This is a genomic window from Aeromonas sp. PrichA-15, from assembly GCF_017939245.1.
Lineage (GTDB): Bacteria > Pseudomonadota > Gammaproteobacteria > Enterobacterales > Aeromonadaceae > Aeromonas > Aeromonas caviae.
Genome location: NZ_JAGKRH010000045.1, coordinates 1 through 22,397 on the forward strand (window position 1 = coordinate 1; position 22,397 = coordinate 22,397).

Here is a 22,397-nt window from a genome sequence, read left to right on the forward strand (position 1 = left end):
AGGCATCTTGCGGAATACTGCTTCCGGTTTAATCATCGTTTTGACCTCAAGAGCATGTTGGTTGAATTGGGGCATGCAGTCGTGGCAAGCCCTCCGATGCCATATCGGCTCTTGAAGCTGGCTGAGGGTCATGGGTAATCAGGTATATATACATTAGAAATTTTCTATCCCTAAATGAATACAGCTCGCGCCATTTGACGCACATTTCCTTGCCGGACGCGGGCTGGCGGGCAACTGAGCCCACTGTCGCCAGACAACAGCGTTAACAATGGTGCAATAAGTTGAGTTTCCTCATAATTTAACCGGGATCTCATTTCCGCTTGTTGCCGGCTCCGCCAATTGATCTAGCGCAATCCCGCTCCCGATAAATCATCATTCGTTTTACCCATTTGGTAATATCCAGCTCGAGCAATCGCATAAATACATGGGTTTTATTCACTAATAACAATTAATCGGCCTGCCTGCTCCTGCCTAGTGCGGGGGCTGATGCCCACATCCAGGATGGAACGGTCAGGCTTGGCAATGAGATCGATTTGGGAGTGATGATCGTGAGTTCACACAACAGACAGACCAGGCTGGGCCTCGCCGCCCTGCTGCTTACCACCTGCCTTGGCACCAGCGGCTGGGCACAGGCGGCCGACGAGGCACAAAGCAAGGGCAAGATCGAGGCGCGCAGCGAGCTGTTCGCCAAGGATCACGCCGATCAGTTCACCAGCTGGAAAGGCACCAGCGAGAGCCGCGAGCGCACCGACGCCCTGGCGGAAGATCCGCAGATGGTGGTGCTCTGGGCCGGCTACCCCTTCTCCAAGGATTACAACAAGCCGCGCGGCCACTTCTATGCGCTGACCGACGTGCGGGAAACCCTGCGTACCGGCGCCCCCAAGACTGCCGAAGACGGTCCGCTGCCCATGGCCTGCTGGAGTTGCAAAGGCCCGGACGTGGCCCGCGTCATCGACGAGAGGGGTGAGGATGGCTACTTCAAGGGCATGTGGGCAAAAGGCGGACCGGAGATCGTCAACACCATCGGCTGCGCCGACTGCCACGACACCGCCTCGAAAGAGTTCAAGGAAGGGAAACCCGCCCTGCACCTCTCCCGTCCCTATGCCGACCGGGCCATGACCGCTATCGGCAAGCCGTTCAAGGAGCAGGGGCGCTTCGATCAGCAGTCTCAGGTGTGCGGCCAGTGCCACGTGGAGTACTACTTCAGCGGCCCCACCAAGGCGGTGAAATTCCCCTGGGACAAGGGTACGACTGTTGAGCAGATGGAAGAGTATTACGACGAGATTGGCTTTGCCGACTGGACCCATGCCCTCTCCAAGACCCCCATGCTCAAAGCCCAGCACCCCGAGTACGAGACCTGGCGCGCCGGCATTCACGGCCAGAACAACGTCGCCTGCGTCGACTGCCACATGCCCAAGGTGCAGAACGAACAGGGCAAGGTCTACACGGATCACAAGGTAGGCAACCCCTTCGATCGCTTCGATCAGACCTGCCGCAACTGCCACACCCAGAGCAAGGAGATGCTGCAAGGGGTGGTCAAGCAGCGCAAGGACGCCGTCACCGAAATCAAGCTCAAAGTCGAGAAGCAGCTGGTGCACGCCCACTTTGAAGCCAAGGCCGCCTGGGATGCCGGCGCCACCGAGGCCGAGATGAAGGACATTCTGCAGGACATCCGTCACGCCCAATGGCGCTGGGACTTCTCCATCGCCTCCCACGGGGTGCAGATGCACGCCCCGGAAGTGGCGCTGCGCATGCTGGGAACCGCCCTGGACAAGGCCGCCGATGCCCGCACCAAGCTGGCACGCCTGCTGGCCGCCAAGGGGATCAGCCACGAGATCGCCATTCCTGACATCTCCAGCAAGGAGAAGGCCCAGGCCGCTCTTGGCATGGACATGAAGCAGATGAACAGCGACAAGGCCCAGTTCCTCAAGACCACAGTCCCCGCCTGGGATGCCGAGGCCAAAGCGGCCGGACGGCTCGCACAATGACGAGGCATGCGGGCCCCCAGTGTCGGGCCCGCAGCCGGATGGAGGCTTCCTATGGGTGATTTAACAATGGATTTCTTACGACTGATGCTGATGGCAGCCATGCTGCTCACCAGCCTGCAGGGCCAGGCGGCCGATGCGGCAACCGCCCCGGCACCGACTACACATGAAGTGGAATTTCTGCGCAGTGCCGACAAGGCCTGCACCGACTGCCACAAGGAGCAGGTCGAAGGCATGCACGGCAAGCACGGCCAGGCGACCAACCCCAACAACCTGGCGCCGGTAACCTGCACCAACTGCCACGGTCAACCCTCCCCTCAACACCGGGAAGGGGTCAAGGACGTGATGCGCTTTAGCGACAGCTTCAATAACAAACAGAGTACCGAGAGCTACCCCATCGCCGAGCAGAACGGGGTCTGCATGAGCTGTCACGAGCCCAAAGTGCTGCGCGAGGCGCTCTGGGCCCACGACGTGCACGCTACCAAGCTCACCTGCACCAGCTGCCACCAGCTGCACCCGGCCAAGGAGCCCATGGTGGCGATTCCGGAGAAGTCCCGCATCAAGCTCTGCGTCGACTGCCACAGCAAGCAGCATGAGGTCGTCAAGGCGGCCAAGGCGAACACCACCTCGGGCAAGGAGGCACCATGAGCTGCTCTCGCCGTCACTTCATGGCGGGGATGAGTGCGGGGGCCCTCATCATGATGACAGGGCCGACTCGCTCCCTTGCCACCCCCCTCGCCCACAGCCAGACCATCGACGGGGTACGCTTTGGCATGATCCACGACGAGACGGCCTGTATCGGCTGTACCGCCTGCATGGATGCCTGCCGGGAGGTGAATCAGGTGCCAGAGGGGGTCTCGCGCCTCGAGATCATCCGCTCCGGCCCCATCGGCACCTTCCCCGATGCCGAGTACCACTTCTTTCGCAAGTCCTGCCAGCACTGCGACAACGCTCCCTGCGTGCACGTCTGCCCGACCGGTGCCTCCCATATCCGCAAGGAGGATGGCATCGTCGACGTCAACCCGGATCTTTGCGTCGGCTGCATGTACTGTCTGGCCGCCTGCCCCTATCAGGTGCGCTTTATCAACCCTGTGACCAAGGTGGCCGACAAGTGCGACTTTTGCCGCAGGACCAACCTGGCGGCGGGCAAGGAGCCGGCCTGCGTGGAATCCTGCCCCACCAAGGCGCTGGTGTTCGGCAATCTGGATGACCCGGACAGCCCCATCGCCAAACGGCTGGTAAAGGAGACCACCTATCGCTACAAGCAGGCACTCGGCACTTCGCCCAAGATGTACCGCGTGCCCAAAGGGGAGATAAAGTCATGACGATGCAAGAGGCATTTCACTTCCCTTCCCTTGTGTGGGGATTTGTCCGATCGCCATCTACCGCAGTAACAGAAGGAGGAATGGATCATGTTGCATGACGCATTTCACTTCCCTTCACTTGTCTGGGACTGGCCAATCGCCATCTATCTCTTTCTGCTCGGCATCTCCGCCGGGGCCACCAGCCTCTCGGTGCTGCTGCGCCGCAAGGGAGCCGGCAGCGAGAGCGGCATCATCAAGGCGACCGCCATTCTGGCGCCGGTGAGCGTGGTGCTGGGGTTACTGATCCTCATCTTCCACCTGGCCCGCCCCTGGACCTTCTGGAAGCTGATGTTCCACTACCAGTTCGACTCCGTGATGTCGATGGGGGTCATGCTGTTTCAGGTCTACATGGCGGTGCTGTTTGCCTGGCTGGCGGTGGTATTTCGGGCCGAGATCGAGACCTTGCGCAGTCACCTGCTGCAAGAGAAGTTCGCCTTTGTGGATGGTCTGATTGGCTGGCTCGCCCGCATCGAGCGGCTGCTGGCGCCGCTCTTGCTGCTGCTCGCCGTGCTCTTGGGGGCCTACACCGGCTTTCTGCTGTCGGCGCTCAAGACCTATCCGCTCTTGAACAACCCGGTGCTGCCGGTGCTGTTCCTCATCTCCGGCGTCAGCTCCGGCATCGCTTCCACCATCTTGCTGGCGGTCACCCTGTTCAAGGAGAACCATCACAGCCAGGGGGTGAGCTTTGTCCACCGCTTCGAGCGGCCGGTGCTGGCGGTGGAGGTGTTGCTGCTGGTCTGCTTCTTTACCGGCCTCTACTTCGGTGGCGGCCAGAAGGAGGCAGCCATGTGGGCCGCCATCGGCAGCGGCTTCTGGGCTCAGGTGTTCTGGCTCGGGGTGGTGGGCATCGGCATGCTGCTGCCCCAGTTGCTGGCCCTGCTGGCCCCCGCGCCGCTGCGGGCCAAAAACGGCTATCTGGTACTGGTCTGCAGCCTGACCCTGGTGGGGATCCTGCTGCTGCGCTACTTCGTGCTCTATGCCGGCCAGATGACGGTAGTTTAAAAATCGGTTCACGCTCCTGCTGCGAGGCCGTGATCAAGGCTCATGTGCTGCTCGGAATCCTCATGTATTCACATACACTCCGGTTCCTGCGCTGCTCTTTACCTTGCTGACAACCTCTCGCGACGGATAGTGAACCGGTTATTGAAAGCTGGGGATAAGCGCCAGCCGCCCTTCGGGTGACTGGCGCTTGTTTGTGGCGATGAGTTGTTGCGATTGGTTGTTGCCAGAAAGGTGGATGTTATCCCTCAGCGCCGGTACGGTGCAGACGCTGCGGCATAACATAGACAAATGATTGACTGGAGGTTGTGTGCTGGCGGAGCTCGGCTATCTCTCACTGTTGCTGGCGACCGGGCTCGCCCTGCTGCAAGGGCTGCTGCCCTGGCTGGGGCTGCGGCTCGCCTCACGCCCGCTGCTCGGCTGCGCAACACCGCTGGCCATCCTGGTCGCGCTCCTGTTGGTGGCCGCCCTGCTGCTGCTCGCCAGCTGTTTTGGCCAGGATGACTTCACCCTGGTCTATGTGGCCCAGCACGCCAACAGCGCCCTGCCCCTTGGCTTCAAGCTGGCAGCGGTGTGGGGCGGCCATGAAGGCTCCATGCTCTTTTTCGTCTTTGCGCTGGGGCTGTGGGGCGCCCTGGTGGCCCTTTGCTCCAGGCGGGTCGATCCGCTGATTACAATCCGGGTATTGGCCATCATGGGGCTGATCGTCGGTCTGTTTGGCCTCTATACCCTGATCTTCTCCAGCCCGTTTGACCGCCAGTTCCCGGGGCCGCTGGAGGGACGCGATCTCAACCCCATGCTGCAGGACATCGGCCTCATCATCCACCCGCCCCTGCTCTATCTCGGTTATGTCGGCTTTGCGGTCAACTTCGCCTTCGCCATGGCGGCGCTGCACTCGGGTCGGCTCGATGGCGCCGTAGCCCACTGGAGCCGCCCCTGGGCGCTCGGCTCCTGGGTCTTTCTCACCGCCGGCATCGTGCTGGGTTCCTGGTGGGCCTATTACGAGCTCGGCTGGGGCGGCTGGTGGTTCTGGGATCCGGTAGAAAATGCCTCCCTCTTGCCCTGGCTGCTCGGCACTGCCTTGCTGCACGCCCTGGTGGTGTGCGAGAAGCGCGGCGCTTACGGCCACGCCGTGCTGCTGCTCTCCATCTTTACCTTTTCGCTGAGCCTGCTCGGTACCTTCGTGGTGCGCTCCGGGGTGCTCACCTCGGTACACGCCTTTGCGGTGGACCCCAGCCGCGGCCTCACCCTCTTGTTGCTGCTCGGCTTGCTATTGACCTGCGCCCTCACCCTGTTTGCCCTGCGGGCGGACATTCGCGCCCCCTATGCCCGCTTTGGCTTGCTGTCAAAAGAGGGACTGCTCGGCGCCGCCATCCTGCTGCTCAGCGTGGCCTGCACCAGCGTGCTGCTCGGCACCTTCTACCCCATGGTGTTCCAGTCGCTCCATCTGGGTTCACTCTCGGTGGGCGCCCCCTATTTCAATACCATCTTCGTGCCGCTGGCCCTCTGCCTGATGGCGCTCATGACCCAACTGCCGCGCCTTCGCTGGCAGCATCTGGCAGCCCAGCGCCGCATCAAGGTGCTGCTCCCATGCCTGTTCGGCCTGCTGGGGGGCGCCTTGCTGAGCCTAGCCTATCCCGAGCCGCTGCGGGCAAGCTGGCTGGGGCTTGCGGCCAACGTGCTGAGCCTCTGGCTGATGGCCAGCCTGCTGCTCCCGCTCTTGCAACCGGTCGCCCTGCGCGAGCTCACCCTCAATCGGTTCGGCAGCCTGCTGGCCCACCTCGGGGTGGCGGTGTGCGCCCTCGGCATTGCGCAGGTGAGTTACCACAGTCAGGAGGGGGGCGCGGTACTCGCCGCAGGCCAGCCCTATCGGCTCGGCGCCTTCGAGTTTCGCTATGAGGGGAGCGAGCCGATCATCGGCCCCAACTACACCGCCCAGCGCATCACGCTTAGCGTGCACAAGGACGGTAAAGAGGTGGCGCGGCTCACCCCGGAGCGGCGTCACTACAGCGTGCGCACCATGAACATGAACGAGCCCGGCATCGCGTGGGGGCTGTTTGGCGATCTCTACGTGGTGCTTGGCGAGAAGATGGGACCCGGCGCCTATGCCATGCGGCTTCACTACAAGCCGCTGGTGCGCTGGATCTGGCTCGGCGGCCTGTTGATGATGACGGGCGGCGCCCTGCGCCTGCTCGCCCGCCGACCGCTGCTGGCTAACCATCCTGCGCCAGCGACCGCCCCCTCCCCTCGGCTTGAACAGGAGTCCTTATGAACGCCCGTCTGCGCCTGTTCGTGCCGCTCGTGCTCACCCTGGGGCTCGGTGCCCTGCTCTGTCTCGGCCTTGGCAACAACCCCTACAGCCAGGATGAGGCCGTCGCAGGGCGTACCCTGCCCGCCTGGCAGAGTGACGATCTGTTTGGCGGCGCCCCCATCCACACCGCGGCACTCAAGGGGGAGCCCTTTGTGCTCAACGTCTGGTCCAGCTGGTGCCCCAACTGCCGCGCCGAGCATTCGCTGCTGGGTGAGCTGGCCAGCGCCGTGCCCCTCTATGGCCTCAACTACCGAGACAAGGGAGACCCCGCCCGCGCCTGGCTCACCGAGGCGGGTAACCCCTATCGCGCCGTGCTGGCCGACCCCGACGGCCGACTCGCACTGGAGCTAGGCGTCTACGGCACGCCGGAGACCTATCTCTTCGCCGGCGACGGCACCCTGTTGACCCGTCATACCGGCCTGCTCACCCGGGAGATCTGGCAACGCCAGTTTGCCCCTCTACTTGCCGAGGCCCGCAGCAACACCGCTAGCCAGCCCGAAGTGGAAAGAGAAGTAGAGAAACAAGTGCAGGAGAGCAAGCCATGAGCCGTCTCGGCCACGCCCTGATCGCGCCGCTCTTGCTGGCCTTGAGCCTCGGGGCCCTTGCCAGCGGGGTCGACACCTATGAGTTTCGCCACCCCGAGCGGCAGACCCGCGCTCAGGAGCTGGCCCGCGCCCTGCGCTGCCCCCAGTGCCAGAACCAGAACCTGGTGGAGTCCAACTCCCCCATCGCCCGGGATCTGCGGCTCGAAGTCTACCGCTGGGTGGACGAGGGGCAGTCTGATGAGCAGGTGATCGCCCGCATGACGGAGCGCTTCGGCGACTTCGTGCGCTACGATCCCCCCTTCAAGCGCAGCACGGCGCTGCTGTGGGGCGGCCCCGCCCTCTTGCTGTTGCTGGCCCTCAATCGCCTGCGCAGGAGCCTGCATCGCCGGCAACCGGCGCGGGTGCCGCTTGTCGGCGACAGAGCCGAGGGGGTGCTCGCCCACGACCCCAGGGCCGAACTGAACCGGCTGATCATGGCCGAGCAGCAGGCGGGGCTTGCCCCCCACAGCCGCCTCTACCGGGAGCTGGAGCTGGCCCGCCTCGCCAACGCCACCCCAACCGCCGAGCAGGCCCTGCGCGAGCGGCTGGTAAGAGATCGCACCGCTCGTCCGCAGCTCTGGCTGCGCACCTGGATACTGCTTGGGGGCCTGCTGCTGGCGCTGATGGCCGGTATTTATGCTGGCACCGGCCGCTATCAGGCGTGGCTGGCTTATCAGTCGCGCCCCGATCCGCTGGCGGGATTGAGCCCGCGGGATCTGCAGGACAAGGAGCTGGGCGCCTTGCACCAGCGCCTGCAAGCCAACCCCGCCGATCTCGACGGCTGGGCGGCGCTCGGCCAGCTCTATCTCTATCGGGACGAGTACGACAACGCCCTGCTCGCCTACCAGCGTCTCGCCCTGCAAGAAGGGGGCGCCAGCGCTGCGACCCAGGCCGCACAGGCTACCGTGCTCTACTATCAGGCGGGCCAGCAGCTGACTCCCGAGGCAACCCGCCTGCTGGAGAGCGCCCTCAAGCAGGACAAAGGCGAGGTGAGCGCCCTGATGCTGCTCGCCTCCGATCACTTCCTGCACGGTCGCTACTCCCAGGCCATCGCCCTCTGGCAGCAGTTGCTGGACGAGGAGCGCCCCCGCATCAATCGGGCCGCGTTGATCCAGGCCATTCAGACCGCGCGGATGATGGGAGGATGACGCGGGGCAAAACGGCGATAATGCAGCGGGCCATCTTCCCTGCCGGGCGCCGTTTTTATCGCCATGGTCGCCATGAACAACCTTTTCATCATCCCAAGGCGCCGAAAGGTGCAAAAAGAGTCGTCATCTCGCCCCTCGCCAGCATATAGTGCGCCCCCGTAGTGGCGTGTCTGGCATGGCCTGACAGGCTTCTATGACTCCCTTTTGCGGGCCCAATAGCCCCGATGCGGGGGATTTCAAGGTGCGCTGGCCCATAAAATGGAAATATCCGGCCACCAGACGTTGTGAAGCGTCAATTACCGTCATATAACTTAGCCAAATGTCCCTGTGAGTCGTAGTAGAGTCAAATCATGAACCTTCGTCCTTTTCTTCCCTTGCTGCTCGGCGCCTTCCTCCTTCCCGCCAGCATGGAAAGCGCCCATGCCAACCCGTTTTCTGCGACCTCTTCTTCCACCAACAGCCTGCTCGAACCCCGCAGCAACCTACCGCTGAGATCCGATGCCTACGTGGTCGTCAACCCGAAAACCGGCGAGACCCTGGCAGAGCGCAACGCCAACCGGGTGATGTCCATCGCCTCCATCACCAAGCTGATGACAGCGCTGGTGGTACTGGATGGCAATCAGCGCCTCAACGAGACCCTCACCGTCACCATGGATGACGTGGACAGACTCAAGGGCACGGGGTCGCGCCTCGCGGTGGGCTCGCGCCTGAGCCGCGCCGACATGCTGCACATCGCACTGATGTCCTCTGAAAACCGCGCCGCCTCCGCCTTGGGACGGCACTACCCGGGTGGCCGCAAAGCCTTTATCGAGGCAATGAATGCCAAGGCCCGCATGCTCGGCATGTGGAGCACTCATTTCGCCGACAGCACCGGGCTCAACCCCCGCAACGTCTCCACCGCACACGATCTCGCCAAACTGGCTGCTGCCGCATCCACCTACCCGCTGATCCGCCAGTACACCGCCTCCGAGCAGCGTCTGGTACGCAACGGCAAGCGCCAGCTGCACTACCTCAACTCCAACCGCCTGGTACGGGAAGGAAGCTGGCCCATTCTGGTCTCCAAGACCGGTTATATCCGCGAGGCGGGGCGCTGCCTGGTGATGGGAACCCGGGTCAACAACGAGCCCGTGGTCATGGTGCTGCTTCACGCCAACACCACGGATGAACGGGTCGCCGATGCCAGAAAGATCAAGAGCTGGCTGGAAACCTCGGGCCGCATGACCCTGACGGCGCAGTCCACTCCCCAGCCCAGGCTCTTCAGCAGCCAGTAACGGCTACGAGAACAAGGGCCCCCGAACCGGCAGGTTCGGGGGCCTTTTTCATGAGTGGCAATCCCCCCCTATTGCCTCTTTCTGCTCTCCCAGTGATCCCGACCGTATGGTGCTTCGTTAAGGAGGCAGAGAGAAACCAAGGGCATCAACAGGGCCGCCACATGCACCTCAAACCCCATCTACCCGAGAAGATCTGTCCCGTCTGCCTGCGTCCTTTTGCCTGGCGGCGCAAGTGGGCCCGCTGCTGGCAGGAAGTGCGCTATTGCAGCGAACGCTGCCGTCGTCGGAAGGAGCACCCCTGATGGAGCTGCGCCTCATTCTCGGGGATCAACTGAACGCGGGTCACAGTTGGTTTCGCACGCAGGATGCCGCTGTCTGCTACCTGATGGCGGAGCTGCGCCAGGAGACGGACTACTGCCGCCACCATCGCCAGAAGGGGCTCGCCTTCTTTGCCGCCATGCGCGCCTTCGCCGCCGCCCTCACCAAGGCGGGCCACCGGGTCTGCTACCTGACTCTCGATGAGAGCGCCCCCTGGCCCGATTTGCCGAGCTTGCTGGCGGCCCAGCTCGAAGCGCATCAGGCCGAGCGCTTCGCCTGGCAGAGCCCGGACGAGTGGCGCCTTGCAAGCCAGCTGACCCAGTGGGCCTCAGGCCTTGCCATCCCGACCGCTGAGGTGGACAGCGAACATTTTCTCACCCCCCGCGATGGCTGGCGACGCTACCCCCACAGCCGGATGGAGTTCTTCTACCGCGCCCTGCGAAAGCAGTACCGGGTGTTGCTCGATGAACGCGGCCAGCCCCTTGGGGGGCGCTGGAACTTCGATGCCGAGAATCGCGCCAAATTGCCGGCGAGCCAACCCATCCCGGCGCCCCTCACCTTTGCCAACGAGGTGAGCGACATCGATGCCATGCTGACCCGCCACGGCGTCGCCACCATTGGCAGTGCCGATGCCGACGCCCTGCCCTGGCCCGTCACCCGGCGCCAGAGCCGCACACTGCTTGAACACTTCCTTGCACACTGCCTGCCCCACTTCGGCCGCTATCAGGACGCCCTGAGCGAGCGGGGCTGGAGCCTGTTCCACAGCCGCTTGTCGTTTTCCATGAACAGCAAGATGCTCCATCCCCTCGAGGTGATCCGCACCGCGCAAGCTCACTGGCAGGCCAATCAGGCCACCATTTCCCTGGCGCAGGTGGAGGGGTTCATCCGCCAGATCCTCGGCTGGCGCGAGTTTGTCCGCGCCCTCTACTGGGAAAAGATGCCCGAGTATCGGCGCACCAACTTTCTCGGGGCCGAGCGACCCCTGCCCGGTTTTTTCTGGAATGGAGAAACCAGCATGGCCTGCGTGCGTCACGCCATTCGACAGTCTCTGGAGCACGCCTATGCCCACCATATCCAGCGGCTGATGGTGACCGGCAACTTCGCCCTGCTGGCGGGGATCCACCCTGACGAGGTGGATGCCTGGTATCTGGGCATCTATGTGGACGCCATCGAGTGGGTGGAGCTGCCCAACACCCGCGGCATGAGCCAGTTTGCCGATGGCGGCCTGATGGGCAGCAAGCCCTACGCCAGCAGCGGCGTCTATCTCGAGCGGATGGGCCACTACTGCAAGGGGTGTCACTATCAGGTGAAGGCCCGCAGCGGGCCGGACAGCTGCCCCTTCAACAGCCTCTATTGGCACTTTCTTTGGCGCAACCGGGACAAACTTGGCAGCAACCCTCGCCTCGCCCTGCCCTATGCCAACTGGGATGGCCAAACCACAGAACAGCAGCAAGCCATCCTGACGACAGCAGAGCATCATCTGCTCCACCTGGAGCGGCTCTGAATCGACCGGATTTCATGCCAGAAAGTGAGCAAATGACAACATTTAGAACCAGTTAACAAAATGTGAATAGCGATAACCACCAATGACATCGACACCAGTTGAATATCCTGTGGCGGCTGATTAAGGTGGAGGCCCCAGTCAAGGAGAGACAAGATGGACATAGTGGTACTCGGTGGTGGCGTGGTCGGTGTGACCAGCGCCTGGTATCTGGCCAAGGCCGGTCACAAAGTGACCCTGCTGGAGCGGCGTGACGGGGTGGCCCTTGAAACCAGCCATGCCAACGCGGGTCAGATCTCCCCGGGTTATGCTTCCCCCTGGGCTGCCCCCGGCATTCCCCTCAAGGCCGCCAAATGGCTGCTGCAAAAGCACGCCCCCTTCACGGTGCGGCCCACCTCGGACCCCTTCCAGCTGCGCTGGATGCTGAAGATGTTCGCCAACTGCACGCCGGCGGCCTATGCGGTCAACAAGGGGCGCATGGTACGGCTGGCCGAATACAGCCGCGACTGCATGAAGCAGTTGCGGGGCGAGCTGGCGCTCGACTACGAAGGGCGCCAGCTCGGCACCCTGCAACTGTTTCGCAGTCAGGCCCAGCTCGATGCCAGCCAGCGCGATATCGCCGTGCTCGAGGAGTACGGCGTCCCCTATCAGTCTCTGAATGCCGACGGCTGCGAGGAGGTCGAGCCCGCCCTGGCAAGGGTGCGTGGCAAGGTGGTGGGGGGCCTGCGCCTGCCGGGAGATGAAACCGGTGACTGTTTCCGCTTCACCCAGGCCCTGGCGGACGAGGCCCGCAAGCTCGGGGTGAGCTTCGTCTTCAACTGCGCCATCGACGAGGTCGAGATCGCGAAGGGACGCGCCGTGGCGGTCCGTGCCGGCGAGCAGCGCTTCCAGGCCGACGCCATCGTCTGTGCCCTCGGCAGTTATGGCACCGGCTTCCTGCGCCCCCTCGGGATAGAGCTCCCCGTCTACCCGGTCAAGGGTTACTCCCTCACCCTGCCGATGACGGATGCCGAGGGCGCGCCGCGCAGCACTGTGCTGGACGAGACCTACAAGGTCGCCATCACCCGCTTCGACGAACGGATCCGGGTGGGCGGCATGGCCGAACTCTCGGGCTTCAACCTGGCGCTCAACCCCAGACGCCACGATACCCTGGCCATGGTGGTGAGGGATCTCTTCCCCCAGGGGGGAAATCTGGAGCAGGCCACCTTCTGGACCGGGCTGCGCCCCATGACGCCGGACGGCACACCCCTGGTCGGCCCAAGCCCCATTCCCGGGCTCTGGCTCAATACCGGCCACGGTACCCTGGGCTGGACCATGGCGGCAGGATCGGGCCAGTTGCTCAGCGATCTCATCTCGGGCAATACCCCGGATATCAGCGACGAGGGGCTCACCCTGGCCCGCTACGGCTAGGCGTTGGCACCGTCTGTGCAAGTCTGCGAAAAAAGAGGGCGTGCCTGGCACGCCCTCTTTTTTCTTGCCCCCCTGGCTACGACGACACCGGGGTCGCCTCCTCGCTCGTCAGTCCGGGTTTCAGGGCCAGCGTGAAGAGCGCCGCCACCATGTCGGACTGGGTGATGATGCCCACCAGCTGCTCCCCCTCCACCACCGGCATGTGGTGCAGCCCCCCGTCGGAGAAGGCCTCCACCAGGTCGTAGAGAGGCTGGTAGCGCCGCGCCGTCTGCACCTCCCGGGTCATCAGATCCGCGACCTGCTGCTGCTCGAGGGCCTCCTTCGCCCTCGGCTGGTGACCCGCCCGGTCGATCATCAGGTCGTGCAGGGTGATGATGCCGACCAGCCTCTCCCCCTCATCCACCACCGGCAGCGCCTTGATCTGGTGGTGGGAGAGCAGATGCCACGCCTCCATGGCGAGCGCCTGTGGCGTCGTCACGACGAGATCCCGCGACATCACATCCTGGCACCGTACCGTCTCCACTCGCCCCCGCAGGGCGTGAAGCTGGGCCTCCTGCAGCAGCTCCTGCAGATCCTGGCGGCTGATGTCCAGCAGCTCCCCGTGTTTTTCCAGGGCAAAGTCGATGTCCTGAGTGGCGAGCCGGGCACTCGGCTGGGGATCCGCCGTCTGGTGGCGATTGGGCGCCGCCTTGCCGCCATGGGGATAACGACGCCCCAGGGCGCGGTTGTAGAGCAAGCCCAGACTCAGCAGCAACAGGGAGTTGAGCAGCACCGGCAGCAGCACGTAGCCGACCCCGAGCGCCCGGATCCCCTCGCCGCCGATGACGGCGGTCAGGGCCACGGCGCCGCCGGGCGGGTGCAGGCTGCGGGTGAGGAACATGGCGGCGATGGCCAGCATCACCGCCAGGGCCGAGGCGATAGCCATGTCCGGCACCAGGTTCGCGCTCAATACCCCCATCAGGGCCGAGACCCCGTTGCCCACAAGGATGGACCAGGGCTGGGCCAGGGGGCTGGCCGGGGCGGCAAACAGCAGCACGGCGGAGGCCCCCATGGGGGCGATGAGCCAGTGCACCTCGAGCCCCAGCCCCCAGCGACACAGCAAGGCGGTGCCGAGCAAGCCGATGAGGGCGCCAAGGGCGCCGTAACAACTCTCTTTGACGCTGGTATTGGTCGATACCGGCAAAAAATCCCTGAACTGCATGGTGCTCCCGCGGACGATAACATTTATTTCAAATGCGCAATTCTAGCCACTTTCCCCCGTCCCAGACCAGCCCCCCGCTCCGCCATGGCCATCATCCGCACGCTTTTTCCCTTCTTAACATTGTCTTAAGAGTCCGCTGGCACCCTTTACGCCATCCCAACACTGGAGCCCAACGGTATGACTCACCTCAACGATGCCCTGCGCCGCTTCGACGGCCAACGCCGGGTCTGGACGGCGGGACTGGAGCGAACCCTGCTCGGCTGGCTTGCCAGTCGCAGCGCATTGCCGCCCTCTTCGCAGGCACCCCGCCGGATCCTGGTCATTCGCAGTACCAACCGCATCGGCAACAACCTCTTCCTGCTGCCCTTCCTGCACCAGCTTCATCGCGCCCATCCCCACGCCGAGCTGGAGCTGGTGTGCAGCCCCACCGCCCTGCTCCCCTTCCTGGCCGATCTGCCCCTGCGGCACATTCATCAGATCCGGTTGCAGGGCAGACACCTGCCGGGCGCCCTCTCGGCACTCTCGCGTCTGCGCCGCCAGCACTACGACAGGGTCTACGTCCCCTTCGCCTCCAGTACGGATCACTTCATCGCCGCCTGGGTACAGGCCCGGGAGAAATGCGGCTTCGACGATGGCCATGGGGATCTCATCTTCCCGCGTCCGCAGGCTCCGGACAGTGAGTGCCACTACGCCCACCAGCCCCTGCAACTGCTCGGCATACCGGGCAATCCGGCCAACCCCATCCCCCTTGGCAGCCTGTTGCAGGGGCCAAGCCCGGCCTTGAGTGCGCTGCGACGAGCCTATCCTGGCCGTCCTCTGATCGGCTTTTTCACCGGCGCCCGCAAGGGCAAGGGGCTCTCCCAGCCCCAGTGGCAGCGGTTGCTTGGGGATCTGCGCCGTCACAGCCCGGATTCCCTGCTGATCCAGCTCGCGGATCCCGCCGCCCCCGAGCACCTGCTCGGGGACGTGCACGTTTCCCTTGGCAACATGGGGGAGCTGGCCCGCTTCACGGGCGGCCTCTCCCTCTTCGTCAGCGCCGACACCGGTCCCCTGCACCTGGCTGCCGCCAGCGGTGTGCCCTGTCTTGGCCTCTTTACCCAGACCGACCCCGCCCGCTACGGGTGCCTGGGCGCCCAGCACCTCAATCTGGTGATCGAGGATCGCAATGCCATCCCCCTCGACCAACAGTGGCTGACCGAGGCGCTCGCAAGCGCCCCTCACCGGGTGACGATGTCGGTTTCCCCAACCCGCTACCTGCCCGCACCCCGGCCCGCCCTGATCCCCCTCTAGGGAGCGGCCATGCAAAAAAAGAGGGAAGGCTGTCGCCTTCCCTCTCTCGTCTTGGTGACACTCACCGGGCGCTCGTCCGGGTGAATGGAAGCCCTCAGGCCAGCTCGGCGCGCAGCGCCCGAGTCGCATCGACCATCACCTTCAGGGCAGCGGTGGTCTCTTCCCAGCCGCGGGTCTTGAGGCCGCAGTCCGGGTTCACCCAGAGCCGGTCTGCCGGGATTTGTTGCGCAGCCTTGCGGATGAGGTCTTCAATCCAGCCCTGGCTCGGTACGTTCGGCGAGTGGATGTCGTAGACGCCCGGACCGATCTCGTTGGGGTAGTTGAAGCGCTCGAACGCTTCGAGCAACTGCATCTGGCTGCGGCTCGTCTCGATGGTGATCACATCCGCGTCCAGCGCCGCCACCGCCTCGATGATGAGGTTGAAGTCGCTGTAACACATGTGGGTGTGGATCTGGGTGCTGTCCACCACCGGGCTTGCACTCAGGCGGAAGGCGCGCACCGCCCAGTCCAGATAGGCCTGGTGATCCTGCTTGCGCAGGGGCAGCCCTTCGCGGATCGCCGGCTCGTCGATCTGGATGATCTTGATGCCGGCGGCTTCCAAGTCAGCCACCTCGTCGCGAATGGCCAGGCCAATCTGCAGGGCGGACTGCTCGCGGCTCACGTCTTCCCGCGGGAAGGACCAGCAGAGAATGGTCACGGGGCCGGTCAGCATGCCCTTCACCGGCTTGTCGGTCAGGCTCTGGGCAAACTTCGTCCACTCAAGGGTCATGGGGGTCGGACGGTCGATGTCACGGGTGATCACCGGCGGCTTGACGCAGCGGGAGCCATAGCTCTGTACCCAGCCAAATCGGGTGATGGCAAAGCCGTCCAGCAGCTCCCCGAAATACTCCACCATGTCGTTGCGCTCGGCCTCGCCGTGCACCAGCACGTCCAGCCCGATGGCCTCCTGGCGCTCAATCGCATCCTTGATCTGGGCCTGGATGCCCGCCTCGTAGGCCTGGTCATCGATGCGCCCGGCACGCCAATCCTGACGCAGCACCCGGATTTCAGAGGTCTGCGGGAAGGAGCCGATGGTGGTGGTGGGCAGGAGCGGCAGCTTCAGATCCGAGCGCTGCGCGTCGGCACGCACCGGGTAGGCGCTCTGGCGATCGAAGTCACTGTTGGTCAGGCTGGCGAGGCGCGACTGCACCACCTTCTTGTGAACCCGGCTGTCAGACTCCCGATCCACGATGGGCTGGCTGTAAGCCTCGATTTTGTCCAGGGCGCCACCGTCCAGGTAGTCGGACAGCAGCCCCAGCTCATAGCACTTTTGCAGGGCAAAGGCGAACCAGCTGCGAGTCTGGGGATCCAGCTCGTGCTCCAGGGTCAAATCCACCGGGCTGTGCAGCAAGGAACAGGAGGAGGCCACCCAGAGGCGCTCGCCAAGCTTTTCTTTCAAGGCCTTGAGGGTCGGCGCCAGCTTGGCCAGGTTGGCACGCCAGACGTTGCGGCCGTTGATGACACCCGCCGAGAGTACCCACTGTGCCGGCAGGTGCGGGACCAGGGTCTCCAGCTGCTCGGGGGCTGCCACCAGATCCAGGTGCAGGCCGTCCACCTTCAGACTGGTGATGATGTCGCGCTGATGGGCCACGGACCCGAAGTAGGTGGTGAGCAGCAGCTTGCAGGGGCCGCTCAGGCGCTCATATGCCTTGAGGTAGGCCAGGCGCCACTCGTCCGGCAGGTCCAGCGCCAGAGCCGGCTCGTCGATTTGCACCCACTCCACCCCCTGGGCCGCCAGTTTGGCCAGGATCTCCTGGTAGACGATCAGCAGGCGATCCAGCAGTTCGAGGCGGGAGAAGCCGCTCTCTTTCTCCTTGCCAAGCCACAGGTAGGAGACGGGGCCCAGCAACACCGCCTTGGCCGGCAGCCCAAGGGCCTTGGCCTCTTCCACCTCGTCAAAGAGCTGGCTCCAGCCCAGCTTGAAGCGCTGGTCACGGTAAAATTCCGGCACTAGGTAGTGGTAGTTGGTGTTGAACCATTTGGTCATCTCGGCAGCGGCCGCCGCCGGGCCGGTCGGCGCACGGCCACGGGCCACCCGGAACAGGGTGTCGAGGTCGGTGTCGCCGTGGCGGTGACGGGCAGGCACGGCGTCCACCAGCAGGCTGGTACCCAGCACCTGATCGTACCAGGCAAAATCCCCCACCGGCAGCAGGTTGACCCCGGCGGTACGCTGGGCCTGCCAGTGGCGCTCACGCAGGCTCTTGCCCACGGCGACCAGCTCGGCCTGGGTGGTTTCGCCACGCCAGTAGGATTCGAGGGCAAATTTCAGTTCGCGCTTGGCGCCGATACGGGGAAAGCCCAGGGTGTGTGCGAAGGTCATAGGTTCCATTCCTTATGCTCGTTTATCTGATGAGGATCTGGATTGTTTGGCCATCCAGATGTTTACACATCCAAAATGACAAGATAAGGTGACCTTGGCTATTGAATCCTCTTCAACTGGCTCTCAAGAATTTCTCAACTGACGCACAAAGGAGCAGTGCCATGGTCGCGCCCACCCCATCCAGCCCCCCTCAGAGCAGCAATCTGGGCATCGATCTCAAACACCTGAAGACCATCAGCGCCCTGGCCGAGCAAGGGTCCCTGGCCGGGGCCGCACTCACCCTCAACCTCACCCAGTCCGCCCTCTCCCACCAGCTCAAGGAGCTGGAGACCCGCCTCAATCTGGAGCTGTTTCTTCGAAAAAGCCGCCCTCTGGTGCTGACGGCGGCAGGCCAGCATCTGCTGGCCCTGGCCCGTCAGGTGCTGCCCGCCCTGGCCCAGACCGAGCGCCAGCTGGTCGCCCTGCACAGCGGCGAGGCGGGCAGGCTGCATCTGGCCCTCGATTGCCACAGCTGCATCCAGTGGCTGCTCCCGCTGTTGCCGGACTTTCGCCGCCAGTGGCCCGGCGTGGATCTGGAGGTGGAGTCGGTGCCGGGTTTCGATGCCATCAGTGCCCTGCTTGGCGGCCAGCTCGACCTGCTACTCACCTCGGATGTACAGGCCCGCGGGGATCTTCATTTCGAGCCGCTGTTCGCCTTCGATCTCACCCTGGTGATGGCGCCGGATCACCCCCTCTGCCAGCAGCGGCGCATCACACCGGACGATCTGCGACCGGAGGTGCTGCTGGTCTACCCGGTGGAGCGGGCACGCATGGATGTGTTCAGCCGTTTCCTGCAACCGGCCGGGGTGGAGCCCGCCCGCTGCAAACCGGTGGACAACACCTCGGTCATGCTGCAGATGGCCGCCGCCGGGCTCGGGCTCGCCGCCCTGCCCCGCTGGGCCAGCGAGGAGTTCGTGCGCCAGGGCCTGCTTGAGGCGCGCCCTCTCGGGGAGGGCATTCGCCGCCACATGTATGGCGCCGTGCGCGCCGCCGACAAAGATCAGGCCTGCCTGCAGAGCCTGTTCGAGCGCATCCGCACCCGGATGGCGGCCCAGTAAGCCGGGCACAAAAAAGCCGCCAGGATCAGGCGGCTTTCATCACGGGTTGCCCGCGCAGACGAAGAGTCGGGTATCAGCATTCATCACCCCTCACCCCACCCAGCCTTCGCGGGCAGTTGCCACACAGTTCCCCATCCCGGCGCTTGTAGTGCAGGCAGCAGCGCTGGCGCACATAGCCCGGGAAGGCCTCGTCCCGGGGCAGGCCTGCTTCGCACCAGCCCGTCAGATGTGCCGACGGCAGGCCACAGGATTCAAGCCAGAGGGGAGCATGGGACCTCACCTCCTCCCGACTCACCTCCCCGAAGAAATCGGGCACCCGCACCAGGGCCGCCAGCAGATCGTCCGCCAGGAGCGGGCGCACGAAACCGGGGCGCAGCCGCTGCGCCGTCCCAAGGAGGGTGAACTGCCCCTGCCAGTGCGCCTGGAGTCGCTCCCCGGCCGTCTTGATCAACACGCCGACCTCCCCTTTGATCATGGGCTCGGCCGGCAGGGTAAAGCCCGACACCACGCCGGCCTCATGCCCCTGTCCCAGCCTGTCGAGGGCAGGCACGGCCTGATGGCGGTAGACGGCCACCATGGCGAGATAGATGGATTGCCAGCAGAGCATGCCCCAGCTGCGGGTGAGCCAGTAGGCGGGTCCCGCCTCCGGGTGTGCCTGCTGCCAGTGCGCATGGAGGGCTGCGGCCACCTCGGCCGACGTCGCTCCGGTGGCATCCGTCAGTGGCGGACGCACGTCACCGGCCGCCACCAGGTTCCCCTTGAGGGACGGGATCAGGCTGGCCGCCGCCGCGAACAGGGCCTGGTGATCCGAGACGAGGGCGCGTTCCGCGTCCGCTTTTTCCCGGCCAAGGCCGTGCTCCCGACCAAGGCTGCGCGGCACACCGCGCGCCCTCTCCTCGCCCATTCGTTGAAAGGGCCCCGGGCGCGTGCCGGGGCGCAAGGTCAGAATGCGTATTTGAGTCGCGCCTCCACGCTTCGTTCGGCCCCGAACCAGCAGTTGTTCTGGTCGTAGCAGGAGTAGTAGGTCTTGTTGAACAGGTTGCTGGCGCCAAGCGATACCCCTACCCCTTTCAGGCTTGCGCTGAGGGCGGCGAGATCGTAGGAGGCGGACATGTCCATCAGGAGGTAGTCCGGTACCTTGTCGGTGTTGGCGGCATCCATCTCGGCCTCCCCCACGTAGCGCAGGCCGGCGCCCACTCGCATCCCCTCGAGGTTGCCGCCGGGGTAGTAGTTGCTCCACAGCGACGCCATCTGTCTGGGGACCCAGACCGGCGTCTTGCCCTGCAACGTGGTGGTATCGCGCGTGATCTCCATGTCCATCAGGGTGTAGTTGAGGGCCAGATCCAGCTGGCTGGTGAGATCGGCTCTCCCCTCAAGCTCGATACCCCTGGAGACCGTCTCCCCGGTCTGCAGCTTGGGCCCGTAGACATTGTCCGGATCCGTCACCAGGGCATTCTTCTTGGTGATGTGGAACGCCGACAGCGTCGCCGTCTTGCTCATGTCGTCGGAGAGGAACTTGACGCCCCCTTCCCACTGATGACCGGTCGCCGGTTTGAACGCCTGACCCTGCTTGTCCGCCCCCGGCACCGGCTCGAAACTCTCGGCATAGCTCGCATAGGGGGAGAAGCCGCCATCCAGCTCATAGAGGGCGCCGACGCGGAAGGAGAGGTTGTCCTGATCGATGTGGGCCAGGGACTGGCTGTCCGCCCCCTGATAGAGGGTCCGGCTGTCGGTGTCCATCCGGTAGCGGTCGTAGCGGGCGCCGCCGATGGCCACCAGTCGATCGAGGCGCACCTGATCCTGCAGATAGACGCCGGTCTGGGACTGACGGATCACCTTTTTATCCTGGTAGTTGAAAGTGAGTGCCTCTGGGACTATCTGGCTATGGTTCGGGTTGAAAATGTCGATGCTGGGCGCCGAGTAGTCGAGGGTATCCCGGTAGAGGATATGGGCATCCAGGTACTGGTAATCGACCCCGAGCAGCAGGTTGTGCTGGGCAGAGCCCGTCTGCACCTTGCCCGCCAGCTGGTTGTCGATGACAACGCCGCGAGAGTCTTCATCGGTGAGATAGGCGTTGCGGGCCAGGGTGCGGTTGTCCGCCGCCAGGGCCGCGTTGTAGGTGTTGCGCTGATAGGCGGACGCATCCATGTAGCGGGCATTTTGCAGCACCTGCCAGCGCTCGTTGAAGTCGTGGCTCAGCTTGTAGCCCAACAGGGTCACATCCCGGTTGTACTCGTTCCAGTTCTCGTCGCCAAGGAAGGTGTCGCTGCCAAGCTGTCCCAGGGGGTTGGACTTGGCCGAGCCGCTGGCGGGCACAGTGGTGTAGATGCCGGCCTCGGGATCCTTCTGGTAGTAAAGGTTGAGGTTCAGCAGGGTGCGCTCGCCGAGCTGCCAGTCCAGGGACGGCGCAAAGACGTAGCGCTCCTCCTTCGAGGTCACCGCCTGGCCATCCTTCTCCCGTGCCAGTCCCACCAGCCGATAGGCGAGCTGCTCGTTGATGGCACCGGTGCTGTCGAGGGTCATCTCCTTGAGGGTGCCCGTGCCGGTCGCCACGCTCACGTTGTGCTTGCTCTCCCGCTGGGGGCGCTTGGCGATGAGGTTGACCATGCCGCCGGGGGGCATGCTGCCATAGAGCACCGATGTCGGCCCCTTGAACACCTCCAGCTGCTCGATGGCCACCGGATCTATCTGGGGTTGCAGGTTCCAGTCGTTGTACTGGAGCAGCAGGCCGTCATAGAAGTTCTGGTAGTTGTCAAAGCCACGGATGTTGAACAGATCCAGCCGATTGACCGCCCCGCCCCGCAGCTCGGTGTTGACGCCGGGCACGTAGCGCAGCGCCTCGCTCACCGAACTGACGCCGCGCAGCGACAGGGTCTCCCCATCCACCACCGAGATGGCCTGGGGCGTCTCGATGGGGTCGAGCCGGGTCTTGGTCGCGGTGTTGCGATAGGTCTGGCCGAGCACGGTCAGGGTCTCGTCGGCGGTGGCCGTATCCTGGCTGTCGGACGCGGCGGCCTGTACAGAGCCTGCAAGCAGGGTGGAGATGGTCACGGCGACCAGGGTCAAAGGGGGGTGAACAAGCTGCATCTGATCCTCGATTACTTACTGCATGTGAATGGTAACAAATATCATTTGCATTTTATTGTTCTATTTTGCCCCGATATTAACAATTTGGGGCATGTTGGCGGGGAAGCGGGGAAAGCGAGGGTGGTAGGCACGCCATCTGCTATCGGAGGCAACATGGCAACGCCGTCGAGGCTCTCAGGGAACACCCATCATGGCCGCCTGATGAAGGTCACCGCCTTCACTTTCACAGCCAACTAGCAAGTAACCATCACATATTCAGAACATGGCGGCATATTAACCCCCATATTCACACTCATCAGACAAGTATGGTCGCGTTCTCCCTCCCCTTGTTGATCCTGGTCAATCGCTATTGATAAAGGAGGCGATAGCATGCCCACCCTTTTATCAGCCCTGATTGAGACAATACCAAGCCATCAGCACACGCCTATGAATGAGACCGCCCACCAAAATCTGCACTGCGATACCCAGCTCA

General features: G+C 64.0%; 18 protein-coding genes and 1 pseudogene. 15 read left to right on the plus strand and 4 right to left on the minus strand.

All coding sequences use genetic code 11. The annotated features are described in order from the left end of the window. The 12 genes and pseudogenes from J9889_RS07770 to J9889_RS07825 all read left to right on the plus strand — a co-directional run. A pseudogene (locus J9889_RS07770) lies at nt 1–138 on the plus strand (IS1595 family transposase); the annotation flags it as partial. A gap of 404 nt (nt 139–542) precedes the next feature. Next, the gene (gene nrfA / locus J9889_RS07775; RefSeq protein ID WP_052815436.1) at nt 543–1,988 is read left to right on the plus strand and encodes an ammonia-forming nitrite reductase cytochrome c552 subunit; all 1,446 of its coding nucleotides are present in this window, start codon (nt 543–545) and stop codon (nt 1,986–1,988) included. Between the two features lie 51 nt (nt 1,989–2,039). Continuing rightward, a complete protein-coding gene (nrfB, locus tag J9889_RS07780) occupies nt 2,040–2,633 on the plus strand; it encodes a cytochrome c nitrite reductase pentaheme subunit (RefSeq protein ID WP_052815437.1) in 594 nt (197 codons plus the stop codon). After that, the gene (locus tag J9889_RS07785) at nt 2,630–3,310 is read left to right on the plus strand and encodes a 4Fe-4S dicluster domain-containing protein (RefSeq protein WP_052815438.1); all 681 of its coding nucleotides are present in this window, start codon (nt 2,630–2,632) and stop codon (nt 3,308–3,310) included. Before nrfB ends, J9889_RS07785 begins: the two co-directional genes overlap by 4 nt. 87 nt (nt 3,311–3,397) lie before the next feature. Further along, nucleotides 3,398–4,351 (plus strand): cytochrome c nitrite reductase subunit NrfD, encoded by a 954-nt coding sequence (gene nrfD, locus J9889_RS07790; protein WP_052815439.1) that lies wholly within the window; start codon nt 3,398–3,400, stop codon nt 4,349–4,351. 307 nt (nt 4,352–4,658) lie between these two features. After that, entirely contained in the window at nt 4,659–6,620 is a 1,962-nt protein-coding gene (gene nrfE / locus J9889_RS07795) for a heme lyase NrfEFG subunit NrfE (RefSeq protein ID WP_052815440.1), read from the plus strand. Then, a complete protein-coding gene (locus J9889_RS07800; protein WP_052815441.1) occupies nt 6,617–7,204 on the plus strand; it encodes a DsbE family thiol:disulfide interchange protein in 588 nt (195 codons plus the stop codon). The genes nrfE and J9889_RS07800 overlap by 4 nt, the downstream gene beginning before the upstream one ends. Beyond that, nucleotides 7,201–8,391, plus strand: coding sequence for a heme lyase NrfEFG subunit NrfF (nrfF, locus tag J9889_RS07805; RefSeq protein ID WP_052815442.1), 1,191 nt, complete (start codon nt 7,201–7,203; stop codon nt 8,389–8,391). Before J9889_RS07800 ends, nrfF begins: the two co-directional genes overlap by 4 nt. Before the next feature lie 350 nt (nt 8,392–8,741). Continuing rightward, nucleotides 8,742–9,662, plus strand: coding sequence for a serine hydrolase (locus J9889_RS07810; RefSeq protein ID WP_029314613.1), 921 nt, complete (start codon nt 8,742–8,744; stop codon nt 9,660–9,662). A 161-nt stretch (nt 9,663–9,823) separates the two neighbouring features. Further along, entirely contained in the window at nt 9,824–9,964 is a 141-nt protein-coding gene (locus J9889_RS07815) for a DUF2256 domain-containing protein (protein WP_080768040.1), read from the plus strand. Continuing rightward, nucleotides 9,964–11,484 (plus strand): cryptochrome/photolyase family protein, encoded by a 1,521-nt coding sequence (locus J9889_RS07820; protein WP_210556312.1) that lies wholly within the window; start codon nt 9,964–9,966, stop codon nt 11,482–11,484. The genes J9889_RS07815 and J9889_RS07820 overlap by 1 nt, the downstream gene beginning before the upstream one ends. A 153-nt stretch (nt 11,485–11,637) precedes the next feature. Continuing rightward, entirely contained in the window at nt 11,638–12,891 is a 1,254-nt protein-coding gene (locus J9889_RS07825; protein ID WP_042882483.1) for a D-amino acid dehydrogenase, read from the plus strand. Between the two features lie 76 nt (nt 12,892–12,967). Here J9889_RS07825 and J9889_RS07830 read toward each other — a convergent pair whose 3' ends face one another. Beyond that, nucleotides 12,968–14,092 carry an HPP family protein gene (locus J9889_RS07830; protein WP_052815445.1) on the minus strand — a complete coding sequence of 375 codons (1,125 nt, stop codon included), beginning with the start codon at nt 14,090–14,092 and terminating at the stop codon, nt 12,968–12,970. A 177-nt stretch (nt 14,093–14,269) separates the two neighbouring features. Between J9889_RS07830 and J9889_RS07835 the strand changes: the two genes are divergently transcribed. Beyond that, complete coding sequence (locus J9889_RS07835; RefSeq protein ID WP_201872817.1) at nt 14,270–15,382, plus strand: glycosyltransferase family 9 protein; 1,113 nt, start codon at nt 14,270–14,272, stop codon at nt 15,380–15,382. Between the two features lie 94 nt (nt 15,383–15,476). On the opposite strand, the gene metE is transcribed toward J9889_RS07835, so the two are convergent. After that, on the minus strand, nt 15,477–17,741 hold the full coding sequence (metE, locus tag J9889_RS07840) for a 5-methyltetrahydropteroyltriglutamate--homocysteine S-methyltransferase (protein ID WP_052815308.1): 2,265 nt from the start codon (nt 17,739–17,741) through the stop codon (nt 15,477–15,479). A gap of 161 nt (nt 17,742–17,902) precedes the next feature. On the opposite strand from metE, the gene J9889_RS07845 reads away from it, so the two are divergent. Continuing rightward, nucleotides 17,903–18,838: a LysR substrate-binding domain-containing protein gene (locus tag J9889_RS07845; protein ID WP_043156436.1), complete on the plus strand. Its 936-nt coding sequence runs from the start codon at nt 17,903–17,905 to the stop codon at nt 18,836–18,838. A 73-nt stretch (nt 18,839–18,911) separates the two neighbouring features. On the opposite strand, the gene J9889_RS07850 is transcribed toward J9889_RS07845, so the two are convergent. After that, the gene (locus tag J9889_RS07850) at nt 18,912–19,634 is read right to left on the minus strand and encodes a siderophore ferric iron reductase (RefSeq protein WP_174213897.1); all 723 of its coding nucleotides are present in this window, start codon (nt 19,632–19,634) and stop codon (nt 18,912–18,914) included. A 146-nt stretch (nt 19,635–19,780) separates the two neighbouring features. After that, nucleotides 19,781–21,925 (minus strand): TonB-dependent siderophore receptor, encoded by a 2,145-nt coding sequence (locus J9889_RS07855; RefSeq protein ID WP_048207832.1) that lies wholly within the window; start codon nt 21,923–21,925, stop codon nt 19,781–19,783. Between J9889_RS07855 and J9889_RS07860 the strand changes: the two genes are divergently transcribed. Continuing rightward, a complete protein-coding gene (locus J9889_RS07860; protein ID WP_141116499.1) occupies nt 21,911–22,162 on the plus strand; it encodes a hypothetical protein in 252 nt (83 codons plus the stop codon). The genes J9889_RS07855 and J9889_RS07860 overlap by 15 nt on opposite strands. The last annotated feature ends 235 nt before the right edge of the window (nt 22,163–22,397 follow it).